This is a genomic window from Enterococcus gallinarum, assembly GCF_021496385.1.
GTDB lineage: Bacteria > Bacillota > Bacilli > Lactobacillales > Enterococcaceae > Enterococcus_D > Enterococcus_D gallinarum.
This window is the reverse complement of sequence record NZ_CP050816.1, coordinates 397,501-421,565: the sequence shown is the minus strand read 5'-3', so window position 1 is coordinate 421,565 and position 24,065 is coordinate 397,501. Positions and strand designations below refer to the sequence as shown.

Genomic DNA, 24,065 nt, shown 5'->3' with positions numbered 1-24,065 from the left:
GAGTAGCGGAAGAAAAGTGGAGAACGAAAGGGAGCGATAGAAATGAAATTTTTGCTTTGGCTTGTTTGTGTGGTAGGAATCGAGATTACTGGGATCATTTCCAGCTTGTTCGCGGGTGATATTGCTGCGACGTATGCCCAAATGGACAAACCGTTTTTGGCACCTCCAGGAGGGATTATTGGTATCGTTTGGACGATTTTATATGCCTTTATGGGGACAGCTTTGTTTTTACTCATCATTCCGAAAGTAAATCCAGCATTTAAGAAACAAGCCTATATCTTCTTTGGTATCCAGCAAGTGTTGAACTTTTTGTGGAGTATTGTCTTTTTTGGCTGGAATCTTTATTGGGTAGGAACAGTGGTTATCGTCTTATTGGTTTTGACAGTCATCGTCTGTATGTTTTTATTTGCCCGAATCGATAAAAGAGCCACCTATCTTTTTGTACCTTATCTGATTTGGTGTCTCTATGCGGGGTATTTAACTATCGGATTAACACTATTAAATAGTTGATAGTAACAAAAAACAAGCGCAGAAATCTGCGCTTGTTTTTTGTTATAAATATTCTTCTGTCAACTCCATGAAGGTATCGATATCTTGTAAGACCCGATCGATTCCGGCTTGCCAGAAATCAGGTTTTGTCAGATCAACGCCTAAATGTTTTTGGGCCAATTCTTCCGTCGGCATAGAAGCTGTGTCTTGTAACAAAGCAATATATTCTTCTTCAAAACTCGTCCCTTTTTGGTTGGCATAAGCATAGATTCCCATGCTGAAAAGATAGCCAAATGTGTAAGGAAAGTTATAGAAAGGAACATCATCAATAAAGAAATGTAGTTTTGCCGCCCAGAAATGTGGGTGATAGCTAGCTAATCCATCGGCGTAACTTTCTTTTTGTGCAGCCACCATCATTTCTGTGATTTGTTCAGCAGAAACCAGCCCTTTTTGCCGTGCTTGGTAAAAATTGTTTTCAAAAATAAAGCGGGCATGGATATTCATGAACATGGCAATGGCATTTTGCATTTTGGCATCTAACAAATTGATTTTTTCTTCTTTTGTTTTTGCTTCTTTCAATGTTGCATCAGCAACGATTAGTTCGGCAAAGGTACTTGCAGTTTCAGCCACATTCATCGCATAATCCTGATTAAGCTGCGGCAAGTCCCAAAGAACACTACTATGGAAAGCATGACCTAACTCATGCGCCAAAGTGGCTACCTCATTGACGGAATTACTATAAGTCATGAAAATACGTGATTCTCTTGTTTCAGGCAGACTTGTACAATAACCGCCAGGACGTTTGCCAGGACGATCTTCTGCTTCGATCCAACTTTTTTCAAAGGCTTCTTGCGCAAAATCAGCCATTTTGGGACTGAATTTTTTAAAGTTTTCTAAAATGAAAGCAGCTGCTTCATCGAATGTATAGGTACGTTCCTTCATTTCACCTAAAATGATCGGAGCATCTTGATCCTGCCACTCCATTTTTTCTTTTCCGAATAATTGGGCTTTTCGTGTCAAAAAGTCCACGATCGGTTGTTTGTTCTTCTGGATCGTTCTCCACATTGCGTCTAATGTCGCTTTTTGCAGGCGATTATACTCGAGAGGCTCCTTCAGATAGTCATCTACACCGTGCAGTTTGTAATTGGAGAGACGGAATCCATCCAGATGATTCAATGTATCGGCAAATAAATCTTCTTTTTCTCCCCATGCTTTTTCCCACTCCGCAAATAGTTGAGCACGAACTTCAGGATCTGGGTCACCCATCATTTTGTTGAAAGCTTGACCAGCTGAAAGAGTAATCGTTGTTCCATCCGACCGGGTAAATGGAATCGCAATCGAAGCAACAATCGTATCATAATGCTGACTCCAAGCATTTAGTCCGTCTAAAGAAAGTGTGTTAATAATCGTTTCTTCTGCTTCCGACAAAAGCTCCTTGCCGTCGCGACGAATTTCGCTCAAACGAAAGGCGATAGTCGCAAAGGGTTCTTCTTTCAATAGTGTCTCCCAGTCTTCATCAGAAATTTCTGTCAATTTTTTCGAAAAAACTGTTTCGGCTGCTTGTAGCATTGGCAATTTGGCATAGAGATCGCCCGAAAGTAATTTTGCCTGATTGTCATTAACGTTGGCAGATAGCAATGCATTGATAAAGCTGCTGCACTGAGAAAATCCTTTACTGATTGTTTCGGACAATGATAATAATTCAGCTAATTCCTCTGGTTGAGAGGCATTGTCGGGTTGCCACGCATCTACTTTTGTGCGATAAGTTTTGATTTGTGCATCTAGTTGGGACATTCGTTCTTGCAGTTGGGTAGACGTGCTGCCGCCTGAAAAAATCGAATCAAGGTCCCAGTTGAGAGAATAAGTCATCTTGGGTGTTGCTCCTTTCGTTTATCAGATGGTAATAAGTATAGCACACCCTTCGAAAAGTAGTTGCAGAGAATACTGAAAATGGTAAGATTAGAAAATGAGGGGCTGAGATGATGAAAAAAATGTGGAAAGAACCAAATTTTTATTTCACGATTGCGGTAGCTGTGATGGTGATTTTATTTATTAGTTCGTCACAAACTTATGAACAACAATCACAAGTCGGTTTGCTTTCTCGTCTGTTAAAAGAAGAGCCATTGAAAGAATGGTTGAGCAAATTCGCTTTCTCTTATGCAGGATCTGAAATCAGTATTGCCGAAAAAGGTTATTTTTCTTTTGTGGAATTTTTTATTCGTAAAGGGGCTCATTTCTTTACTTACTTTGTATTAGGAGGTAGCTTATTTCTATCATTGAGCTATCGAAAAATTCCCTATTGGCTGTCAGCTTTCTTTGGCTGGTTGGCAGCAACGGGGTATGCAGGGATGGATGAGTACCATCAAATGTTGACCGGTGGCCGTACACCTTTGTTCCAAGATGTCATGCTCGATTCAGCTGGAGCACTGACAGCTGTCTTGCTTAGTTGGGGGATTCTTAGTTGGCAAAAGCGAGGCAAGAAAAGAAAATAAGATTAGTTTTTTAACAGCAACCATAACTAAAATGCAATCAATCAGCTAGAAATAGTAAAGTAAAGACAGAGGCGGAAAAGATGCAAGCAGATCACAGCAGTAAAATAAATGATCCGAATAGACGACAACCGGATATCGTGGTGCATGAAAGTCTACCAGTAGGAGTTGCCTTAGCAATGGCAGGGGGATTCTTAGACGCATATACTTATCTCTTTCATGGAGAAGTGTTTGCCAGTATGCAATCAGGAAATGTCATTTTGTTAGGAATCAATTTGGCATCTGGAGAGTTTGGACAGGCTGCCAGATATTTACCGCCAATTTTGCTGTTTTTGATAGGGATCATAGTGACTAATGGCTTGCAGCATCGTTTCCCAACAGGTGGTAGAATTGTTTGGCAAAATGTAGCCCTCTTCTTTGAAGCACTCGGTATTTTTCTTTTAGGATTTTTTGCTCAGACATTGCCAAATGTCTTTGTGGATTCTGGACTTTCTTTTTTTGCAGCCATCCAATATGCTTCTTATCGCAGATTAGCTGGAATGCCCTATGCAACGACGATGACGACCGGAAATTTGCGTTCAATGGCGGATTATCTTTATCAGCGTTTCTTCAAAAAAGATGCTACTGTAGATTATAAGATCAAGTATATCGCGATGATCATCGGAGGATTTTTCTTCGGGGCAGTCAGCAGCAGTTTATTAGGTATGTTTCTTTTTCACCGAACGATTTGGGTCGTATCGGGCATATTACTTTTTGTACTGACGATTACGATCAGAAACCAGAATCGGGTATAAAAAAGGACGGAGAAATAATTCTCCGTCCTTTTTGGATTATATAGATTAAATAACGATAACAGGCGTTCCTACTTCTACCATACCAAATAATTCTTTCATCACACCTGGTGGAGTATTGACACATCCGTGAGACCCGCGGGTCTTCCATAAATCGCCACCATATTCTGGTTGCCAATCTGAATCATGAATCCCAACGCCGGTCCAATCAATAGGCATCCAGTAGTCAACAGGAGAAGAATAATCTTCGCCGGTCAATGTAGCATTCCGCTCTTTGTTCCAAACGTAAAATACACCTGTAGGAGTGGGTGATTTAGGTTTTCCAGAAATGATGTCTGTTTCAAGAGCGACTGCACCGTCTTTGTAATACCACATATGTTGATTTTTTAAATCAACTTCGATATAAGTGTTTCCAAACAGTGGACCACTTGGATCTGCACTACCCAAGACCACTGGAGAACGAGTAAAGTCTTCTCCAGTCTTTAAGGCTTCGATCAATGCACTTGTTTCAGAATCAGTTTGGATCGTCCAACTTAGTGTCCCAGCTGGTACGGATACCTCGCCTTGTTTCGTGCTTTTGAACGTAGAAGCATTGGTGCTTGTGTTGTATTGGTTCCCTAGGTCTGCTACATAATTCCGTACTTTTTCTTCATCAATCGTGGTTTTTCCATCTTTATAAGAGAGCCAATCCATGATTGTTGCGGTCGGAATCTGGAAAGTTGAGCCATTGATGGAATAATTAGCATTTACTTGAGCAATTTTATTCAATGATTCCATTTCTTTTGCTAGTTCTTTGTCATCAGAAGTAACGCTAGGTTTCTTTTGATACGCAGTCAAATCCAATTCACTTTCGCCGCTAGTAATTGCTTTTTGTAAATCCGCGACAGTTTGTTCGACGTCAATGGCATCACCAACAACTTCTGGTTCAATCGAGAAGCCATCATCTCCTTTTTTCAATGTGGCATCTTTAGAAGCGGTCCGACCTTCATTTAAGGTTTCCAAAGCCTCTTTGATTGTGGCTGTTTCACTTGTCAACTTTTGTTGATCAACAGAAACGGTACCTAGTTTTTTATCTTCTGCAGCAGATACATAGGCCATTCCCCATGTCCACTGGTTTTGTTCATCTTTCAAATCTTCCAATTCTTTTGTAAAATCCGTTTGCAAACCAAATTGAGCCAAATTGATGGTTTTCCAATCCGTATTGCCTTCTTTGATTGTAAAAGACTGTTTGCTGTAACGGTCATGCAACAAATCATTGGCTTCCGCGACCGTTTTATTGCTGATGTCAATATCATCGATCGAGGTATTTGGCAAGAAACGGTCTTGATAATATGTACTTCGATAAGTGTATCCGCCCGCAATCACGACTAGAACGGCAGCGATAGCGATCAGAACGATCTTTTTCGTCTTACTCTGAGTATGTGTGTGTTTGTTGGATCGTGTCATTTAAAGGCTCCTTTTATGATGATTTAAAAATGATAGATCGGCTAAATCATACCATATTCTACAAGAAAAGCGAATTGATTAAGTGAAAGTTCCATGAAAAAATAGAGAATTCTTAAATTATAAAAAGAGTCTGCTCATAGGACAGCAACCAAGAAGTGATTCAACGAAAGCTGCTGTGTGATAAAAGCACAGCAGCTTTACGCAATATTCTTTGGATCAAAGTACACGAAGCATCTTGATTCAAAGGATCTCTTTCTTGTTCGGTCTTATGTTACAGACTCTTGTAAGTGGCTTATAGCAATCGTTTTATTGATTGTCTTCCGCATCTAGTTTCGCAAAAGCTTCATCTAGAATGTCTTTCAATTGTTTTGCAGAAGCAGTCATTCGATCTTGTTCTCCATCCGTCAATGGAATTTCGATTACTTTTTGGATTCCTTGGGCATTAATGATAGCAGGGGCACCGATATAAATATCTTTTAATCCGTATTCGCCATTCATAAAGACAGAAAGCGGCAGTACTGCATTTTCATCATCCAAAATGGCACGAGTGATACGAGCCAAGGCAACAGCGATACCATAGAAAGTAGCACCTTTTTTCTCAATGATTGTGTAAGCTGCATCACGAACACTGAAGAACAAGTTAACCATTGCTTCTTCATCAATATCGGGGTTGTTTTTGACCCATTCATAAATTTGCAATCCGGCAACATTTGCATGAGACCAAACTGGGAATTCTGAATCGCCATGTTCCCCTAAAATATAAGCATGGACATTACGTGCATCAACATCGATCAACTCAGCTAACGCTTGACGGAAACGAGCAGAATCTAGTGAAGTTCCTGAACCGATTACGCGCTCTTTTGGAAAACCTGAGAATTTCCATGTTGAGTAGGTAAGAATATCTACTGGATTTGCAGCGACAAGGAAGATACCGTTAAATCCTGAATCAACGATTTGTGTAACTACTTCACGATTGATTTTTAAGTTTTTGTGGACTAGATCCAAGCGAGTTTCGCCAGGTTTTTGTGGCGCACCAGCTGTGATCACCACGACATCGGCGTCATGTGCATCTGCATAAGTGGCAGCATAGATTTTTTTGGGTGAGGTAAATGCTAACGCATGAGATAAGTCGATAGCATCTCCTTCTGTTTTTGCTGTATTTATATCAATGATCCCTATTTCTTGAGCAATATTTTGAGTGACTAACGCAAATGCATAACTGGAACCAACCGCACCGTCTCCAACAAGGATTATCTTTTGGTGATCTTTTTTATTTGTCTTAGCAGTCATTTGTGTATCATTCCTTCCGCATATTTGTTTTACTAGGTAACATCCTAACACTTTCAAGCGATTTTGTCATGTGATTTGCTCAACAATGTTACAGATATTTTTGCTGTTTCATTTGTAAATGCTTTCTTTGTTATCCTGTAGGAATTAGGATAAATCAAGGTTTCTAATGATTTTTTTAAGAAAGAGAAATTCTGAGCAAAGGAAAGACACGGTAACAGTCCGTTATGTGTTATAATCGTAGTGAACGTTTTTACTGGGCAGAATTGTCGTGCCCAGTATTTTGTGGTGGTAATTTTTTTGAAAAAATGGAGCGGATCAAAAAATGAAAATGATTATAGGTCTGGGAAATCCAGGCAAAAAATACGAAAAAACAAAACACAATGTTGGGTTTATGGTAGTCGATGCGTTAGCGGAGAAATACCAAGCTACTTTTAAATCATCAGCTTTTGAAGCAGAAATTGCTGAATTTTTTATGAACGGTGAAAAAATCATGTTGGTCAAACCTCAGACTTTCATGAATGAATCGGGCCGGGCAGTAGGGCCTTTAATGACTTATTATGGAGTTTATCCTGAAGAGATCGTGGTTATCTATGATGATCTTGATTTAGCGTTAGGCAAAATTCGTTTGCGGCAAAAAGGCAGTGCGGGGGGGCATAACGGGATGAAAAGCTTGATTTCCCATCTTGGTACATCTGTATTTGATCGCATCAAAGTAGGGATCGATCGACCACAGCCAGGCCGGACAGTGGTCGATCACGTTCTAAGTCCTTTTGCTAAAGAAGACCAGCCGATGATTCTGCAAAGCTTGGATAAAGCAGCAGCAGCAAGTATCGATTACTTGACCACCGGTGATTTTCTTGCCACAATGAATCGATTTAATTAAGGAGGACCTGTATGGATCTGATTGAACTAATAAATAAGGTGCCGCAAGTCGCTGCCTGGCACCAACAATTAACGGATCACGCATCTCGACAGCTATTGACTGGCTTAGCAGGTTCCGCAAAAACATTAGCTTTTGCCGGAGCTTATCAGAAATTTGATCGGCAAGTTATTGTTGTTACACCAAATCTTTATTATACCAATCAAGTTGCCGAAGATTTGCGGAATATTATTGACGACGTGTATGTCTTTCCGGTGGATGAAGTGTTGTCGGCCGAAATGGCGTTTGCTTCACCAGAAGCTCGAGCGGAGCGAGTGACAGCATTGAATGCTGTCGCTACCGGAAAAAAAGGAATTTACGTCATGCCGATCGCTGCATTGCGGAAATATCTGCCTGCTAAAGATACTTGGCTGAACTACCAATTTTCTTGGCATGTGGGGGATGAGATCAATTTAGATCAGTTGCCGCAGCAATTGGTATTGATGGGGTATGAGCGGCAATCAATGATTGGCAAACCTGGTGAATTTAGTATTCGTGGAAGCATTTTGGATATTTATCCTTTGAAAGCTGAATATCCGGTGCGGATCGAGCTTTTCGATGTGGAGATCGACTCGATGCGCTCTTTTGACGTGGAAACACAGCGTTCAGTAGAAACGTTGTCAGAAGTAACGATTGTTCCCACAACAGAATTAGTGTTTTCGCCAGCTGATTTAGCTCATGGACAAAAAGTTCTGCAAGAGTTGCTGAAGAAACGGCTCGCTGTAGTGAAAGAGACCACAGATAAAAACTTTTTAGAAGATTATTTTGGTCAATTAGCATCGGCTTGGCAAAGTGGCATACCTGACGAGAATGCTCGTTATTATGCGGATCTTTTGTATCAGCAACCGACGAGCATTTTGGATTATTTTTCAAAAGATGCACTGCTGATGATCGATGATTATGCTCGTATTATGGAGACAAACCGCGAGATTGAACGAGAAGAAGCTGAGTGGCATACACAAAAAATTGCAGAACTTCGCGTTTTTTCTGAGCAATCTTTCGGGCAAGATGTCCAGCAGTTGATTCAAAAAGAACAATTTTCTACAAGTTTCTTCTCGCTTTTTCAAAAGGGGATGGGAAATCTTCGTTTTCAAGCGATCCACAATTTTCAATATCGACCAATGCAACAATTTTTCAGCCAAATGGGTTTGCTGAAAGTTGAAGTAGATCGCTGGGAGAAACAACAACAAACGGTTGTCTTTTTAGTAAGTGATTCAGAACGAGCAAAAAAATTGGAACAAGATTTTCGTGATCACTCCATTTACGCAGTACAAACCACAGCAGATCGACTCTTTACAGGTCGAACGCAAATCGTTGTAGAAACACTGCAAAGCGGGTTTGAAATGCCCCAAGATAAGTTGGTCATTGTCACAGAAAAGGAAATCTTCCAAAAAATCAACAAGAAACGTACGCGGCGTCAAAATGTGACCAATGCGGAGCGATTGAAGAGTTACAATGAATTAAAAGCCGGCGACTATGTCGTCCATGCGAATCACGGGATTGGTAAATACATTGGTATGGAAACGCTGGAAGTAGATGGTGTACACCAAGACTATATGACCATCCTCTACCAAAATGATGATAAGCTGTTTATTCCAGTTACCCAGTTGAATCTGATTCAAAAATATGTTGCCTCTGAATCTAAAACGCCAAAGATCAATAAATTAGGCGGCAGTGAGTGGGCGAAAACGAAACGAAAAGTTTCAGCAAAAATCGAGGACATTGCAGATGATCTCATTCTTTTATACGCAAAACGCGAATCGGAGAAAGGTTACGCGTTTCAGCCTGATGATGGCTATCAAAAAGAATTTGAAGATGCCTTTCCTTACTCTGAGACAGATGATCAATTACGCAGCACTGCGGAGATCAAACGTGATATGGAAAAAGAAAAACCAATGGATCGCTTATTAGTCGGAGACGTTGGCTTTGGGAAGACAGAAGTGGCATTGCGGGCGGCTTTCAAGGCCATCAAAGAGAGTAAGCAAGTAGCCTTTCTGGTGCCGACAACGATTTTAGCACAACAGCATTATGAAACAATGCTGGATCGCTTTGAAGGGTTTCCAGTCAATGTCGGTTTGTTAAGCCGTTTTCGCACGAAGAAACAGCAAACGGAAACGATCGAGCAAGTGAAAAAGGGCCAAATTGATATTTTAGTTGGCACGCATCGCCTGCTGTCTAAAGATGTAGAGTTTGCAGATCTGGGATTATTGGTGATCGATGAGGAACAGCGTTTTGGCGTCAAACACAAAGAGCGCTTGAAACAATTACGCTCGCAAGTCGATGTTCTTACATTGACGGCTACCCCGATTCCCCGGACACTGCATATGTCCATGTTGGGGGTGCGGGATCTTTCTGTGATTGAAACGCCACCGGAAAATCGCTATCCTATTCAAACTTATGTGATGGAAATGAATCCAGGTGCAGTTCGAGAAGCTATTTTGCGGGAGATGGCACGGGGAGGACAAGTTTTTTATCTCTATAATCGAGTAGATACGATTGAACGTAAAGTCGAAGAGCTCCAAGCGTTAGTTCCAGATGCGCGTATTGGGTATGCCCATGGGCAGATGACAGAAATCCAGCTAGAAAACACATTGTTTGATTTTATCGAAGGACAATACGATGTGTTGGTGACAACCACGATCATCGAAACTGGGGTCGACATTCCGAACGCCAATACATTATTTGTAGAAAATGCGGATTACATGGGCTTGTCTACTCTTTATCAATTGCGAGGTCGTGTCGGTCGAAGCAATCGTGTTGCGTATGCTTATTTTATGTACGAACAGCAAAAAAATTTGAACGAAGTCAGTGAAAAGCGGCTCCAGGCAATCAAAGACTTTACAGAATTAGGTTCCGGATTTAAAATCGCGATGCGTGATCTTTCGATTCGAGGTGCAGGAAATCTCTTGGGGGCGCAACAGCACGGATTTATTGATGCTGTTGGGTTTGATATGTACTCTCAAATGCTGTCAGAATCCGTGGCGCGTAAACAAGGGAAAAATACACAAGCGGAGAAAACAACGGTTGAGATCGATCTTGGCATCGATGCGTATCTGCCAACTTCTTATATAGAAGATGAACGGCAAAAAATTGAAATTTATAAACGCATCCGTGAATTGGATTCTCAAGAAGCGGTGGATGAGCTGCAGGATGATCTGCTTGATCGCTTTGGAGAATATCCGGTCGAAGTGGCTCACCTATTAACTGTCGGAGAAATCAAAATGAATGGGGATCGGGCATTGTTAGATACGATCCGTAAACAGCAGCAAACAGTGATCCTAACGTTAAGTAAAGTTGGCACCAAAAACTATTCTGTCGAACAGCTGTTTGAAGCGTTGAAAGCGACCAAGCTTAAAGCGACGATGGGTGTCGATCACGAGCAGATGACAATCAAACTTCAGATTCCTGCTGTGATGAAAGAAAGCACTTGGCTGTTAGAGATTCAAGATTTTGTCAAAGCGCTACGGGAACAAAAATACGTGTTACAAGAAAATTAGTTATAAAGGGGCGGAGAAGATGCCAAAGTCACAATTAAAACGGACGATGGAAGGAGCATTTATTTTAACGATTGCTTCTTTCATTGCCAAGGTGTTAAGTGCGGTTTACCGCGTCCCTTTCCAAAACTTAGTTGGTGACGAAGGGTTTTACGTCTATCAGCAAGTCTATCCAATCTATGGATTAGCTATGACATTGGCTTTATCTGGGTTGCCGCAATTTATTTCGCGCGTGATCGCCGAACAACCTGATCCTCAGAAGCAGCGTGCCCAGATCCAAGTCATCTATCCGTATGTTTTTTGGACAGCGATTGGACTATGGGCAACGACGTTTTTCTTTGCCGATGTTATCGCTCGGGTCATGGGAGACGCAGGACTGGCATCTTTGATCCGCGTGGTATCATTTACATTCCTCTTTGTACCACCCCTGACTTTTTATCGTGGGAGTTTCCAAGGAAATTTACAGATGGTACCGACGGCAGTTTCCCAAGTAGTAGAACAGCTCCTTCGAGTCGGAGTGATTTTAGTAGCGGCCAGTTTTTTTCATCTCTTCTCATGGGATGTTTATCAGACAGGGACTTTGGCAATGTCCGGCGCATTGATTGGCGGACTTGCAGCGTGGGGGATTTTAAGCTATTATAGTCGGAAAATCACCGGTCGGTCGTTAGCGATCCCCACAAAAACTATGCCTACCGCACATGCTCCTTCCTTGCGTCGCCGTTTTTTGATTGAAGGGGGACTGTTGACCATTTACAGCGGTTTTTTGATTTTGTTTCAGTTGGCAGATTCTTTTCTGATGACGAACTCACTTGAAGCCAGCGGTTTGACGGAACAAAGTGCCCGCATTGCAAAAGGAATCTATGACCGAGGACAGCCATTGGTTCAGTTAGGTCTCGTGGTAGCGATGGCTCTAAGTTCGACTTTCTTGCCAACATTGACGAAATATCTGACAGTCAAAAATCAGCACTTGTTTGAAAAATCAGCTAAGATGTACTTGCGGTTGACTTTAGGGATTGCCAGTGCTTCTGCAGTTGGCTTGGCTATCCTGCTTCCTTATATCAACTTCGCTCTTTTTAAAGATGGTGCCGGCAACAGTGCGTTGGTCTTATTTGTTTTTGCGGTCGCTTTGATGGCTGCAATCCAAGCGTATCAAAGCATCCAACAAAGCCGGAACCAATTCCGTGTAGGGATTTATGCAGCAGGATGCGGCCTTTTGCTTAAAGGTTTGCTGACGTGGCCCTTGACCTATCTTTTAGGAACAACTGGTGCGAGTTTGAGTACCCTTTTAGGTTTGATCGGTACTTTAATCTATTTTGTGTTTTCTGAGAAAAAAGCATTGAACAGCTTTTGGACAGAGCAAGGGTATGGCAAAAAACTCCTGCTTTGTTTAGGGATCATGGCTTGCGCACTGTTTTTATATTATGGTGTGATCACTCTGTTGAGTGGAGGTCCAGTGACGAAAAGACTGCAAGCGCTGATTTTTTGCCTTGGAGGGGTCTTTTTTGGCGGGACAGTTTTCATTATAATGGCTCTCAAAGTTAAATTATTAACGATTCGAGAATGGCTGCTCGTTCCGTTTGGAAAAAAATTGTTGAAATTAAGAGGTGGAAAAAATGAGATTAGATAAATTTTTAAAAATATCCCGGATTATCAAACGTAGATCTGTTGCAAAAGAAGTAGCAGATAAAGGGCGTATCCAAATCAATGGCAAATTGGCAAAATCCAGCAGTGATATCAAAGTTGGCGATACGGTGCGTATTCAGTTTGGAAATAAAGTATTAGAAATAAAAGTACAAGAATTGCACGAATCAACTAAAAAAGAAGATGCAGCTAAAATGTACGAGATCCTCAAAGAAGAACGTATCTCAGAAAATGCTTGATTTTTGTCCCATTTTCAGTTAGACAACTTTTGTGGATGTTGGTATAATGGAAAAAACAATCACAGTGACAGGAGCGAGGTCAGCGTGGATAAAGAGCCAAACAAACAAATAGAACTATTGCAGACCGAGTATGCCAAAGAGCAATTTGCCAAGTTCGAAAAAGAACGACGACAAGTGGTCTTTCGTCGACGTCGACTTGTAGCTGTTTTTGTTGCAGCGCTAGTGATTTTTGCAATCGTAGGTATTCAAATGTTCAATGATCAAATGCGTCTGCAAAAATTACAAGAGTATAAAGCAGAAACAGTAGCAAAACAAGAAACAGCGGACAAAAAAGTGACACAACTTAAGCGAGATGTGGCACTGTTGCAAGATGACGAATACGTTGCAAAATTAGCTCGCAGTAGATTCTTTTATTCAAAGAAAAATGAAAAGATCTACCCTGTCTTGCCGGATGCTTCTGATTCAAAAACAGAAACAAGCGGTGATGAGGCAAATGCTAGTGATACAAAGACAAGTGATTCGGAATAAACAAGGTCATACCTACTCATCGCAGTAGTTGAAATGATTAAATGGGTAAAAATTAGGAGGAACATTTTTTATATGTCAATCGAAGTTGGAGCGAAACTAAAGGGCAAAGTGTCTGGTATTACAAATTTTGGTGCGTTCATTGATCTTGGTGAGGGGAAAACTGGTTTGGTACATATCAGCGAAGTATCAAATGGGTTTGTGAAAGACATTCATGACGTGTTGTCTATTGGCGATGAAGTAACCGTTGTTGTGACGGCAATCGGCAATGATGGAAAAATCGGGCTATCGATCCGTAAAGCAGAAGCAAAGCCGGAAGAAAAACGTGATTTTCCTAAAAAAGAATTCAATCGGTCAAGTCCGAAGAAATCTTTTTCACGCAATCAACCGACGAACGTAAATAAACAAGACTTCGATTCATTGATGAGTTCTTTTCTAAAAGATAGTGATGATCGTTTATCTTCATTACGACGTAATACGGAAGGTAAACGCGGCGGCCGTGGCGGTCGACGTAACTAAACAGGAGGAGCAAGTTGTCAAAAGAATTTGTGACGTAACGATAAGTATTTCAAAAAATATCCGAACTATATCCGATTACTCCTACCATGTAGTAGGCTTTCGCCGTGGAGCACGGCGTTTTGGAATCGACATAGTTCGGATATTTCTCTTTCTTAGCAATAGACAGTCATTTTTAGTTTGAAGTTAAGTATAGAAGCAAGAGACACGGAGGGATAGAATGCTTAAGCAAAAAGTCTATCATGCAATCAAAGCCGATGGATGGGTAGAGGATGCTACTTGTTTGCTTGCTGTTTCGACAGGCGTGGATTCAATGGTTTTACTCCATGTGATCGAAGAGTTGTTTCAGCAAGGAACATTTGGCGTGGCTCATGTCAATCATAATCTGCGGGAAGCTTCAGACGACGAAGCAGCGTTCCTGAAGGACTATTGTCAAACGCGCGGGATTCCATATTATGAACGAGTTTGGCAAGATCCGCCCCAAAATGGCATCGAAGCGGCCGCTAGAGAGTTCCGCTATCGTTTTTTTGCAGAAACGATGACTCTTCAGAGTTATGATTGGTTATTAACCGCTCATCATGCAGATGACCAGATGGAAACGATGCTGATGAAGATGGTGCGAGAGGGACGCTTGCAAAACGCTTCGGGAATCATGCGCAAGCAACCTTTTGGTAACGGTTATTTGATCCGTCCCTTCCTAACGATCGCCAAAGAGGAGATTAGAGACTATGCAAGAAGGAGAGGGATCGCTTATTTCGAAGATGAAACGAATCAGCAAACGCTGTTTCAAAGAAATCGCCTGCGTCATCAAGCGGTCCCTCTGCTGAAAGCAGAGAACCCGAGAGCTCTTGATCATTTTCAGCAGCTTTCTCAAGAGATGATCTATGCTGACCAATTGATCAAAAAGCAGCAAGCAGATTGGCTCGCCGCGATACTTCATGAGGAAGCTGAAGGCTATTTTTTAAACTTGGATGAATTGGCTGCGTTTACCGCAGCAGAACGCTATTACTTTTTTGAAGGTTTGCTACAGAAAGTTTCCCATGATAAAGGAATCTCGTACAATACTAAACAACGAGAGCAGTTGCTGTATCTGCTAGAACATAATCCCAGTCAGTGGATAATCGATTTGAATCAAGACTGGCAGATTGTTCGAGTTTATGATCAGTTGAAAGTCACTGCTGTTAAAAAAGGCTCTCACCTCCAAACGCAGGTAGATGAGACGCATTTTGTTCTAAAAAAAGGTGAAAGTTTCTTTTTGTCGGACCATGAATGGATCGGCTACATTCCAAGTGACGCCCAAGTTCCAGAAAAAGTCATGGATTGGTCAGAGATTTCACAAATTTTACCGATACAATATCCTGCGACAGTTTTTTTGCGGAAGCGAAAACCAGGGGATCGGTTACAGCTGAAACCAGGTCTTACGAAAAAAATCAGGCGTTTCTTTATCGATGAGAAGATTTCGAATGAAAAGCGTGCTGCTAGTTGGGTCCTGACAGACGCTCAAGAGAATGTATTGGCACTTTTGCCTTATCTATTTTCCTATTTGAGTATTGAGCAAGAAACTGATAAAATACACTACATACTTCTTTATAAATATCGGAAGTAAGAGTTGGAAGGAGAACTTTATGTTAGACAAAGATATTGAGAAAATTTTGATTACTCGTGAAGAGATCCAAAATCGTTGTTCTGAACTAGGTAAAGAACTGACGGAAATCTACAAAGATAAGAATCCACTGGTTGTTGGCGTATTAAAAGGAGCTGTTCCTTTTATGGCAGACATCGTCCGAGAAATGGATTGTCATTTGGAATTGGACTTTATGGATGTTTCTAGTTATGGGAACGCGACAATTTCTTCTGGCGAAGTGAAGATTTTGAAAGATTTGGATACAAATGTCGAAGGCCGAGATATGCTGATCGTAGAAGATATTATTGATAGCGGTCGCACATTAGCCTATCTAGTAGACCTATTTAAATATCGCAAAGCAAAGTCGGTTAAAATCGTGACATTGCTAGACAAACCAGAAGGACGTGTGGTGAAAATCGATGCCGACTATATTGGCTTTGATGTACCGAACGAATTTGTGGTCGGCTATGGATTGGATTACGCGGAGCAATACCGTAACCTCCCTTATGTGGGTGTCTTAAAACCAAGCGTTTATCAATCAAATTAGTGACTGATCTAAATCAGTTGTGATACAATTAAATGGTCAGGATTGATAAAACAAAATAGCCAAGGAGGTACGCATGAATAAGAAAAATAACGGTATGATCAAAAATACCTTATATTATGTACTTGTCTTGTTAGCAATGGTCATGGTCGTCTATTTCATTTTTGGAAATGGCAATCAGCAAACGCCAACAATCGAGTACTCAACATTTACGGAGCAGCTGAAAGACGGAAAGGTCAAACAGTTTACTGTTCAGCCTGCTAACGGTGTTTACCGGATCGTCGGTGAATACAATGCCGAACAAACCGTCAGCAATGACAATGGGCTTTCCGTACTAGGAAGCACGCAAGCAAGTACGACACGTTTTACAACGATCATTTTGCCGAATGACTCGACATTGAGCGAGGTTACGACATTAGCAAAGGATCAAGGGGTTAAAACAACGATCGAAGAAGAATCGAACAGTGGTGTTTGGTTATCGTTGCTGATTAGTTTCTTGCCAATCGTAATCATCATTTTCTTCTTCTATATGATGATGAGCCAGCAAGGCGGCGGTGGCGGCGGTGGCGGCCGTGTCATGAACTTTGGAAAATCCAAAGCGAAAGAGGCCGACAAAAAAGCCAATCGCGTTCGTTTCTCTGATGTAGCGGGTGCTGAAGAAGAGAAACAAGAATTAGTCGAAGTGGTCGAATTTTTGAAAGATCCACGACGCTTTGTCGAATTAGGTGCGAGAATCCCAGCTGGTGTGCTGCTAGAAGGACCTCCAGGGACAGGGAAAACATTGCTAGCAAAAGCGGTTGCCGGAGAAGCTGGCGTTCCGTTTTACTCTATCTCAGGCTCAGACTTTGTGGAAATGTTTGTCGGGGTCGGAGCGAGCCGTGTCCGGGATCTATTTGAAACAGCCAAGAAAAACGCACCGGCCATCATCTTTATCGATGAAATCGATGCGGTTGGGCGCCAACGTGGTGCCGGCATGGGTGGTGGACATGATGAACGTGAGCAAACGTTGAATCAGTTATTAGTTGAAATGGATGGATTTGATGGCAATGAAGGAGTTATTGTTATTGCAGCAACCAACCGTTCCGACGTGTTAGACCCAGCCTTGTTACGTCCAGGTCGTTTTGACCGACAAATTCTTGTTGGCCGTCCGGATGTTAAAGGCCGTGAAGCTATTTTACGAGTTCACGCACGGAACAAACCGTTGTCGGATGATGTGGATTTGAAAGTCGTAGCACAACAAACACCTGGTTTTGCCGGTGCTGATTTAGAGAATGTCTTAAATGAAGCTGCGCTAGTCGCTGCCCGTCGCAATAAAAAGAAAATCGATGCCTCTGATATTGATGAAGCAGAAGATCGGGTAATCGCAGGACCTGCGAAAAAAGATCGTGTCATCAATAAAAAAGAACGCGAAATGGTTGCTTACCATGAAGCGGGTCATACGATCGTCGGTTTAGTCTTAAGCCGTGCGCGGGTCGTTCACAAAGTAACGATCATCCCTCGGGGCCGTGCTGGCGGTTACATGATCGCATTACCTAAAGAAGATCAATTCTTAATGACGAAAGAAGATATGTTTGAACAAATCGTCGGATTGCTTGGTGGACGGACAGCAGAAGAAATCATTTTCGGCATTCAATCAACCGGAGCATCCAATGACTTTGAACAAGCAACAGCTTTAGCTAGAAGTATGGTCACAGAATATGGTATGAGCGACAAACTAGGTCCAGTTCAGTATGAAGGCAATCATCAGGTCTTCGTCGGTCGTGATTATGGTCAAACCAAAGCTTACTCAGAACAAGTTGCTTTCGAGATCGATCAGGAAGTACGCCGTATCTTGATGGAGGCACATCAAAAAGCACATGAGATCATCGAAGAACATCGTGCGCAACATAAATTGATTGCCGAAAAACTGCTTGAATATGAAACATTGGATGCAAAAGCAATCAAGTCATTGTTTGAAGAAGGCAAAATGCCTGCTGGAACTGAGAATTCAGAATATCCAAGCGAAAAAGCTCAAACTTTTGAAGAAGCAAAACGCGCTTTAGAAGAGAAGGATGCTGAAAAGCAAGCTGCTGAGAAAAAAGATTTTGATCAGCAAGTAGACGAACTTCGTCACAATAATGAAAACCACGAAGCTTCATCTCAAGATAAAACAGAGGACGGTCAAGAGTAGTCGTTCAATTATCAATAGGTGATTAGCTATCGTAAAGTCTAGGGACTGTGTCATAAGTCAAAACAAGAGAACAGATTCGAATGAGGTTCGGACCAGTTGCTTGTTTTACGGCTTGTGCCGCAGTCCTTTCTTGTTAACAAATCGAGAAATAAACCGACAGAAAACATTGGCTTTTCTCTAAAATGGTGACATTCAGTTGAAAAAAAAACAAGTTCCTAGTATGATTCACTAATGAACGAAATAAAGGAGCATAAACAATGGAAGATTACTTAGTAAAAGCATTAGCTTATGATGGTTTTGTTCGTGCCTATGCAGTGTCTGCAACAAAAACTGTAAGTGAAGCACAACAACGTCATGATACTTGGAATACAGCATCAGCAGCGCTAGGCCGCGCTATGGTTGGAAGCCTGCTTTTGGGCAGCACGTTAAAGGGTGATGACAAATTAACGGTCAAAATCCAAGGGAACGGACCCGCTGGAGCAATCATTATTGATAGCAATGGTCGTGGAGATGTCAAAGGGTACATAAAAAATCCGCATATCAGCTTGCCGCTAAACGGACAAGGAAAGTTGGATGTGCGAGGAGCAGTAGGAGATCAAGGAATCCTTACTGTAATCAAAGATTTAGGGTTGAAAGAACCGTTTTCTGGACAAACACCTATTGTCTCTGGAGAATTGGGAGAAGACTTCACTTATTACTTAGCGGTTTCTGAACAGATCCCTTCGGCCGTTGGATTGAGTGTGTTAGTTGATACCGATGATTCTATTCGAACAGCTGGTGGTTTCTTGCTACAGATCATGCCGGGAGCAGATGAAACGGTTATTGATTCAATCGAGAACCGCCTGCAAGAATTACCACGAGTGTCATCATTGCTGGATGAAGGGAAATCGCCTGAAGAAATCTTGACGGTATTGTTGAATGACACCAAAGTCGAAGTGTTAGAAAAAATGCCTGTTCAATTTCGATGTGATTGTAGCAAAGAAAAATTTGCGACAGCGATCATTACATTAGGCGCGGATGAAATACAAGAAATGATGGATGAAGATCATGGTGCAGAAGCTGTTTGTTCATTCTGCGGTAATAAATACCATTTCGATGAACAAGAACTTGCTGGATTAAAGAAAGAAGCTGAGGCATAGAAGATGGCGAGACACAGCTGGAAAATCGGTAATGTCGAAATCCCTAATCGAGTTGTCGTTGCGCCTATGGCAGGAATAACCAATGCGGCGTTTCGCGTAACGGTCAAAGAATTTGGCGCAGGCTTAGTCGTCTGTGAAATGATCAGTGATCGGGGAATCCAACTACGAAACAAAAAAACATTAGAAATGCTTTATATAGATGAAACAGAACATCCTTTAAGCTTGCAAATTTTTGGTGGGAATAAAGAGTCTTTGGTCGAAGCGGCTCAATTTGTCTCAGAAAATACAGCAGCAGATATCATTGACATCAATATGGGGTGTCCGGTAAATAAAATCATTAAAGCGGAGGCTGGTGCAAAGTGGCTATTGGATCCAGACAAAGTCTACGAAATGGTGCATGCAGTAGCTACGGCAATTGATAAACCGGTCACAGTCAAAATGCGGATCGGTTGGGATGATGAACATATTTTCGCTGTCCAAAATGCGCAAGCTGCTGAAGCGGCAGGTGCAGCGGCGATTGGGATGCATGGCCGCACGAGGGTCCAAATGTATGAAGGAGCGGCTAATTGGTCGGTATTAAGAGAGGTGAAGCAAGCAATTTCGATCCCTTTTATGGGGAACGGAGATGTTCGGACACCAGAAGATGCCAAACGAATGCTGGAAGAAGTCGGCGCAGATGCTGTCATGATCGGACGAGCAGCATTGGGGAATCCGTGGATGATCCATCGTACAAAACATTATCTTGAAACGGGAGAGCTGATCGCCGAACCTACTCCACGGGAGAAGATCGCTACAGCCAAACTTCACTTGGAAAGACTTGCTGATTTAAAAGGTGAATTTGTTGCTTCTCGAGAGTTTCGGCAGCATGCTGCCTACTATTTAAAAGGCATTTCACGGGCAGCTAAAGTCAAAGCGGCAATCAACCAGACAGAGAATAAGCAAGCGATTATTGATCTGTTAGATGCATTTGTAGAAAAGACAGAAAAACAACCTGTCGGAAATACTCCTGAGTAAAGTAAAATCAAGTCGATCTTGAACTTCGGCTTGATTTTTTGTGGCATCATTGGCATTATAAGAAGGAAACCCAAGTTAAGAATGGAGGAAAACTCGTGACAGAGGAACGACAAAAACAAGAAGAATTAAATGATCAAATGTTGGTTCGCCGTGAAAAGATGGAAAAATTACGGGAAGAAGGCATTGATCCCTTTGGCAAGCGCTTTGAACGTACGCATAATTCTGCCGAGTTGCATGAGTTATTTGATCAACGAACAAAAGAAGAGTTAACAGAGATGAATCTTTCTGCAAGTGTTGCTGGACGAATGGTGACGAAACGTGGTAAAGGGAAAGCTGGCTTTGCACATTTGCAAGATCGTGATGGTCAGATTCAAATTTATGTCCGCAAAGATCAAGTAGGTGACGAACCGTATGAAGGATTTAAGCATGCTGACTTAGGTGATTTCTTTGGTGTCTCAGGGGAGATCATGAAAACTGATACGGGGGAAGTAACGATCAAAGCAAAAGAAATCGTTATTTTGTCTAAAGCGTTACGCCCACTTCCGGATAAATACCATGGTCTGACCAACATCGAGCAACGTTACCGTCAACGTTATCTGGATTTGATCAGTAATAAAGATAGCTTTGACCGATTCATGAAACGCAGCCAGATCATCAGTGAGATTCGTCGCTATTTGGATGGTCATGGCTACATTGAAGTGGAAACGCCTGTTTTGCATAATCAAGCGGGTGGGGCAGCAGCTCGTCCATTTATCACTCATCACAATGCGTTAGATATTGATCTATACTTGCGAATCGCGCTTGAGTTGCACTTGAAACGATTGATCGTAGGTGGTATGGAGAAAGTCTACGAAATTGGCCGGGTCTTCCGTAATGAGGGGATTGATACTACCCATAATCCAGAATTTACTATGTTAGAAGCTTATACAGCCTATACAGATTTCAAAGATGTTATGGATCTAACTGAGGGAATTATCCGCAATGCAGCAGAGAAAGTTTTAGATTCTGCTGTGATTACTTATGATGGACAAGAAGTCGACTTGGCGAGTGATTTTGCCCGTGTGCATATGGTCGATGCTATCAAACAACAAACGGGTGTCGATTTTTGGAAAGAGATGACAATCGAAGAAGCACATGCTTTAGCAAAAGAACACCAAGTGGAAGTCACTCCAACGATGACAGTAGGACATGTTATCAATGAATTCTTTGAAACGTTTGTTGAAGAAACCTTACAGCAACCGACCTTTGTTTATGGACATCCGGTAGAAGTCTCACCTCTAGCGAAGAAGAATCCAGAGGACCCTCGATTTACAGATCGTTTTGAACTATTTATCGTAGGCCGGGAGTTTGCTAATGCTTTTACCGAATTAAATGATCCAATTGATCAAAGACAACGGTTTGAAGCACAAGAAAAAGAACGACAAGAAGGAAACGATGAAGCTCATGGAGTCGATGAAGACTTCCTTGAAGCGCTAGAATACGGCATGCCGCCAACCGGTGGTTTAGGGATCGGGATCGATCGTCTAGTCATGCTGTTGACAGATGCACAATCGATTCGCGATGTGCTGTTATTCCCAACAATGCGTTGATAATTCATAAAGAGAGACACACGAGTGTTTACTTGTGTGTTTCTTTTTTACCAGTAGTTCCCTCCAAAATGGCTAACAAGAAAAAAACAAGGGAGAAACTCACTGCTAAATGGAGCGAAAACGAATTAAAAACGAACGATGATTTCATTGGATTGTAAGAATGAACGCCTTTGAGAAATTACGAAAATAAGAGAGAAAGTTATTGACCTGACAGCATTTAGTTGGTATATTATTACATGTGCCAAATGACAAAAATCATTTCTAAAAGAAAATGAAAAAAGTTGTTGACGCCAGAACCAACAGATGATATTATAACGAAGTCGCAAATTTAAGAAATCAATTTGATGCTGATGCAGCAACAAAAAAGATTGAAAAAAGTTGTTGACAAATAACAATTCATTTGTTATTCTAATGGAGTCGCTGATGACGCACAGGAAGTTGTTGAATAAACACTTTCGAAAAAACTTTTAAAAAAGAGTTGACATTCACTTGTTGATCTGATATGATTTAAAAGTTGCTAACGCAGCGCAGTAGACCTTTGAAAACTGAACAAAGCAAGCAAACGAACCAATGTGTAGGGCGCTTCATTTATGAAGCAAAATACATGCAAGCAATAGCTAGCAAAGTTAATTTTATTTGAGCTTAACGATCCTATGGATCGTTCAAACAAATCATTATGAGAGTTTGATCCTGGCTCAGGACGAACGCTGGCGGCGTGCCTAATACATGCAAGTCGAACGCTTTTTCTTTCACCGGAGCTTGCTCCACCGAAAGAAAAAGTGGCGAACGGGTGAGTAACACGTGGGTAACCTGCCCATCAGAAGGGATAACACTTGGAAACAGGTGCTAATACCGTATAACACTATTTTCCGCATGGAAGAAAGTTGAAAGGCGCTTTTGCGTCACTGATGGATGGACCCGCGGTGCATTAGCTAGTTGGTGAGGTAACGGCTCACCAAGGCCACGATGCATAGCCGACCTGAGAGGGTGATCGGCCACACTGGGACTGAGACACGGCCCAGACTCCTACGGGAGGCAGCAGTAGGGAATCTTCGGCAATGGACGAAAGTCTGACCGAGCAACGCCGCGTGAGTGAAGAAGGTTTTCGGATCGTAAAACTCTGTTGTTAGAGAAGAACAAGGATGAGAGTAGAACGTTCATCCCTTGACGGTATCTAACCAGAAAGCCACGGCTAACTACGTGCCAGCAGCCGCGGTAATACGTAGGTGGCAAGCGTTGTCCGGATTTATTGGGCGTAAAGCGAGCGCAGGCGGTTTCTTAAGTCTGATGTGAAAGCCCCCGGCTCAACCGGGGAGGGTCATTGGAAACTGGGAGACTTGAGTGCAGAAGAGGAGAGTGGAATTCCATGTGTAGCGGTGAAATGCGTAGATATATGGAGGAACACCAGTGGCGAAGGCGGCTCTCTGGTCTGTAACTGACGCTGAGGCTCGAAAGCGTGGGGAGCGAACAGGATTAGATACCCTGGTAGTCCACGCCGTAAACGATGAGTGCTAAGTGTTGGAGGGTTTCCGCCCTTCAGTGCTGCAGCAAACGCATTAAGCACTCCGCCTGGGGAGTACGACCGCAAGGTTGAAACTCAAAGGAATTGACGGGGGCCCGCACAAGCGGTGGAGCATGTGGTTTAATTCGAAGCAACGCGAAGAACCTTACCAGGTCTTGACATCCTTTGACCACTCTAGAGATAGAGCTTCCCCTTCGGGGGCAAAGTGACAGGTGGTGCATGGTTGTCGTCAGCTCGTGTCGTGAGATGTTGGGTTAAGTCCCGCAACGAGCGCAACCCTTATTGTTAGTTGCCATCATTTAGTTGGGCACTCTAGCGAGACTGCCGGTGACAAACCGGAGGAAGGTGGGGATGACGTCAAATCATCATGCCCCTTGACCTGGGCTACACACGTGCTACAATGGGAAGTACAACGAGTTGCGAAGTCGCGAGGCTAAGCTAATCTCTTAAAGCTTCTCTCAGTTCGGATTGTAGGCTGCAACTCGCCTACATGAAGCCGGAATCGCTAGTAATCGCGGATCAGCACGCCGCGGTGAATACGTTCGGGCCTTGTACACACCGCCCGTCACACCACGAGTTTGTAACACCCGAAGTCGGTGAGGTAACCTTTTTGGAGCCAGCCGC

The 24,065-nt window shown here is 42.3% G+C and carries 18 protein-coding genes and 1 rRNA gene (1 of these 19 running past the window's edge); 16 read left to right on the top strand and 3 right to left on the bottom strand.

Translation table 11 applies throughout. The features are described from left to right. The first annotated feature begins 42 nt into the window (after positions 1–42). Entirely contained in the window at positions 43–510 is a 468-nt protein-coding gene (locus HED61_RS02015; RefSeq protein WP_219645370.1) for a TspO/MBR family protein, read from the top strand. 42 nt (positions 511–552) lie between these two features. On the opposite strand, the gene HED61_RS02010 is transcribed toward HED61_RS02015, so the two are convergent. Further along, positions 553–2,358, bottom strand: coding sequence for a M3 family oligoendopeptidase (locus HED61_RS02010; RefSeq protein ID WP_219645369.1), 1,806 nt, complete (start codon positions 2,356–2,358; stop codon positions 553–555). Between the two features lie 113 nt (positions 2,359–2,471). Between HED61_RS02010 and HED61_RS02005 the strand changes: the two genes are divergently transcribed. Together HED61_RS02005 and HED61_RS02000 are read left to right on the top strand one after the other, a co-directional pair. Then, positions 2,472–2,981 carry a VanZ family protein gene (locus tag HED61_RS02005; protein ID WP_003129119.1) on the top strand — a complete coding sequence of 170 codons (510 nt, stop codon included), beginning with the start codon at positions 2,472–2,474 and terminating at the stop codon, positions 2,979–2,981. An 80-nt stretch (positions 2,982–3,061) separates the two neighbouring features. Further along, entirely contained in the window at positions 3,062–3,772 is a 711-nt protein-coding gene (locus HED61_RS02000; protein WP_003129120.1) for a YoaK family protein, read from the top strand. A gap of 45 nt (positions 3,773–3,817) precedes the next feature. On the opposite strand, the gene HED61_RS01995 is transcribed toward HED61_RS02000, so the two are convergent. Next, a complete protein-coding gene (locus HED61_RS01995) occupies positions 3,818–5,215 on the bottom strand; it encodes a L,D-transpeptidase family protein (RefSeq protein WP_113848968.1) in 1,398 nt (465 codons plus the stop codon). A 306-nt stretch (positions 5,216–5,521) separates the two neighbouring features. Next, positions 5,522–6,505, bottom strand: coding sequence for an L-lactate dehydrogenase (locus tag HED61_RS01990; protein ID WP_060815444.1), 984 nt, complete (start codon positions 6,503–6,505; stop codon positions 5,522–5,524). A gap of 322 nt (positions 6,506–6,827) precedes the next feature. Here HED61_RS01990 and pth point away from each other — a divergent pair, with 322 nt between their 5' ends. The 13 genes from pth to HED61_RS01925 all read left to right on the top strand — a co-directional run. Further along, on the top strand, positions 6,828–7,388 hold the full coding sequence (gene pth, locus HED61_RS01985) for an aminoacyl-tRNA hydrolase (protein ID WP_003129124.1): 561 nt from the start codon (positions 6,828–6,830) through the stop codon (positions 7,386–7,388). An 11-nt stretch (positions 7,389–7,399) separates the two neighbouring features. After that, on the top strand, positions 7,400–10,921 hold the full coding sequence (mfd, locus tag HED61_RS01980; protein ID WP_219645368.1) for a transcription-repair coupling factor: 3,522 nt from the start codon (positions 7,400–7,402) through the stop codon (positions 10,919–10,921). Between the two features lie 19 nt (positions 10,922–10,940). After that, on the top strand, positions 10,941–12,545 hold the full coding sequence (locus tag HED61_RS01975; protein WP_081131812.1) for a putative polysaccharide biosynthesis protein: 1,605 nt from the start codon (positions 10,941–10,943) through the stop codon (positions 12,543–12,545). Continuing rightward, positions 12,532–12,798, top strand: coding sequence for an RNA-binding S4 domain-containing protein (locus HED61_RS01970; RefSeq protein WP_005472932.1), 267 nt, complete (start codon positions 12,532–12,534; stop codon positions 12,796–12,798). Before HED61_RS01975 ends, HED61_RS01970 begins: the two co-directional genes overlap by 14 nt. A gap of 84 nt (positions 12,799–12,882) precedes the next feature. Beyond that, on the top strand, positions 12,883–13,326 hold the full coding sequence (locus tag HED61_RS01965) for an FtsB family cell division protein (RefSeq protein WP_219645367.1): 444 nt from the start codon (positions 12,883–12,885) through the stop codon (positions 13,324–13,326). A gap of 72 nt (positions 13,327–13,398) precedes the next feature. After that, positions 13,399–13,842, top strand: a complete 444-nt coding sequence (locus HED61_RS01960) for a S1 domain-containing RNA-binding protein (protein ID WP_005472931.1) — start codon at positions 13,399–13,401, stop codon at positions 13,840–13,842. Between the two features lie 217 nt (positions 13,843–14,059). Beyond that, positions 14,060–15,445 carry a tRNA lysidine(34) synthetase TilS gene (tilS, locus tag HED61_RS01955; protein ID WP_219645366.1) on the top strand — a complete coding sequence of 462 codons (1,386 nt, stop codon included), beginning with the start codon at positions 14,060–14,062 and terminating at the stop codon, positions 15,443–15,445. 19 nt (positions 15,446–15,464) lie between these two features. Next, positions 15,465–16,010, top strand: a complete 546-nt coding sequence (hpt, locus tag HED61_RS01950) for a hypoxanthine phosphoribosyltransferase (protein ID WP_003129132.1) — start codon at positions 15,465–15,467, stop codon at positions 16,008–16,010. 73 nt (positions 16,011–16,083) lie between these two features. Continuing rightward, positions 16,084–18,177: an ATP-dependent zinc metalloprotease FtsH gene (gene ftsH, locus HED61_RS01945; RefSeq protein ID WP_219645365.1), complete on the top strand. Its 2,094-nt coding sequence runs from the start codon at positions 16,084–16,086 to the stop codon at positions 18,175–18,177. Positions 18,178–18,434: 257 nt separating this feature from the next. Then, complete coding sequence (hslO, locus tag HED61_RS01940) at positions 18,435–19,316, top strand: Hsp33 family molecular chaperone HslO (RefSeq protein ID WP_219645364.1); 882 nt, start codon at positions 18,435–18,437, stop codon at positions 19,314–19,316. A 3-nt stretch (positions 19,317–19,319) separates the two neighbouring features. Beyond that, positions 19,320–20,330 (top strand): tRNA dihydrouridine synthase DusB, encoded by a 1,011-nt coding sequence (dusB, locus tag HED61_RS01935; RefSeq protein ID WP_156248237.1) that lies wholly within the window; start codon positions 19,320–19,322, stop codon positions 20,328–20,330. A 95-nt stretch (positions 20,331–20,425) separates the two neighbouring features. Then, complete coding sequence (gene lysS / locus HED61_RS01930) at positions 20,426–21,919, top strand: lysine--tRNA ligase (protein WP_081131809.1); 1,494 nt, start codon at positions 20,426–20,428, stop codon at positions 21,917–21,919. A gap of 672 nt (positions 21,920–22,591) precedes the next feature. Further along, positions 22,592–24,065 (top strand): 16S ribosomal RNA (locus HED61_RS01925); it runs 77 nt beyond the window's last position.

Coding starts and splice junctions, on each gene's coding strand:
- HED61_RS02015 (WP_219645370.1), top strand. CDS start 43: ATGAAATTTTTGCTTTGGCTTGTTTGTGTGGTAGGAATCGAGATTACT.
- HED61_RS02010 (WP_219645369.1), bottom strand. CDS start 2,358: ATGACTTATTCTCTCAACTGGGACCTTGATTCGATTTTTTCAGGCGGC.
- HED61_RS02005 (WP_003129119.1), top strand. CDS start 2,472: ATGAAAAAAATGTGGAAAGAACCAAATTTTTATTTCACGATTGCGGTA.
- HED61_RS02000 (WP_003129120.1), top strand. CDS start 3,062: ATGCAAGCAGATCACAGCAGTAAAATAAATGATCCGAATAGACGACAA.
- HED61_RS01995 (WP_113848968.1), bottom strand. CDS start 5,215: ATGACACGATCCAACAAACACACACATACTCAGAGTAAGACGAAAAAG.
- HED61_RS01990 (WP_060815444.1), bottom strand. CDS start 6,505: ATGACTGCTAAGACAAATAAAAAAGATCACCAAAAGATAATCCTTGTT.
- pth (WP_003129124.1), top strand. CDS start 6,828: ATGAAAATGATTATAGGTCTGGGAAATCCAGGCAAAAAATACGAAAAA.
- mfd (WP_219645368.1), top strand. CDS start 7,400: ATGGATCTGATTGAACTAATAAATAAGGTGCCGCAAGTCGCTGCCTGG.
- HED61_RS01975 (WP_081131812.1), top strand. CDS start 10,941: ATGCCAAAGTCACAATTAAAACGGACGATGGAAGGAGCATTTATTTTA.
- HED61_RS01970 (WP_005472932.1), top strand. CDS start 12,532: ATGAGATTAGATAAATTTTTAAAAATATCCCGGATTATCAAACGTAGA.
- HED61_RS01960 (WP_005472931.1), top strand. CDS start 13,399: ATGTCAATCGAAGTTGGAGCGAAACTAAAGGGCAAAGTGTCTGGTATT.
- tilS (WP_219645366.1), top strand. CDS start 14,060: ATGCTTAAGCAAAAAGTCTATCATGCAATCAAAGCCGATGGATGGGTA.
- hpt (WP_003129132.1), top strand. CDS start 15,465: ATGTTAGACAAAGATATTGAGAAAATTTTGATTACTCGTGAAGAGATC.
- ftsH (WP_219645365.1), top strand. CDS start 16,084: ATGAATAAGAAAAATAACGGTATGATCAAAAATACCTTATATTATGTA.
- hslO (WP_219645364.1), top strand. CDS start 18,435: ATGGAAGATTACTTAGTAAAAGCATTAGCTTATGATGGTTTTGTTCGT.
- dusB (WP_156248237.1), top strand. CDS start 19,320: ATGGCGAGACACAGCTGGAAAATCGGTAATGTCGAAATCCCTAATCGA.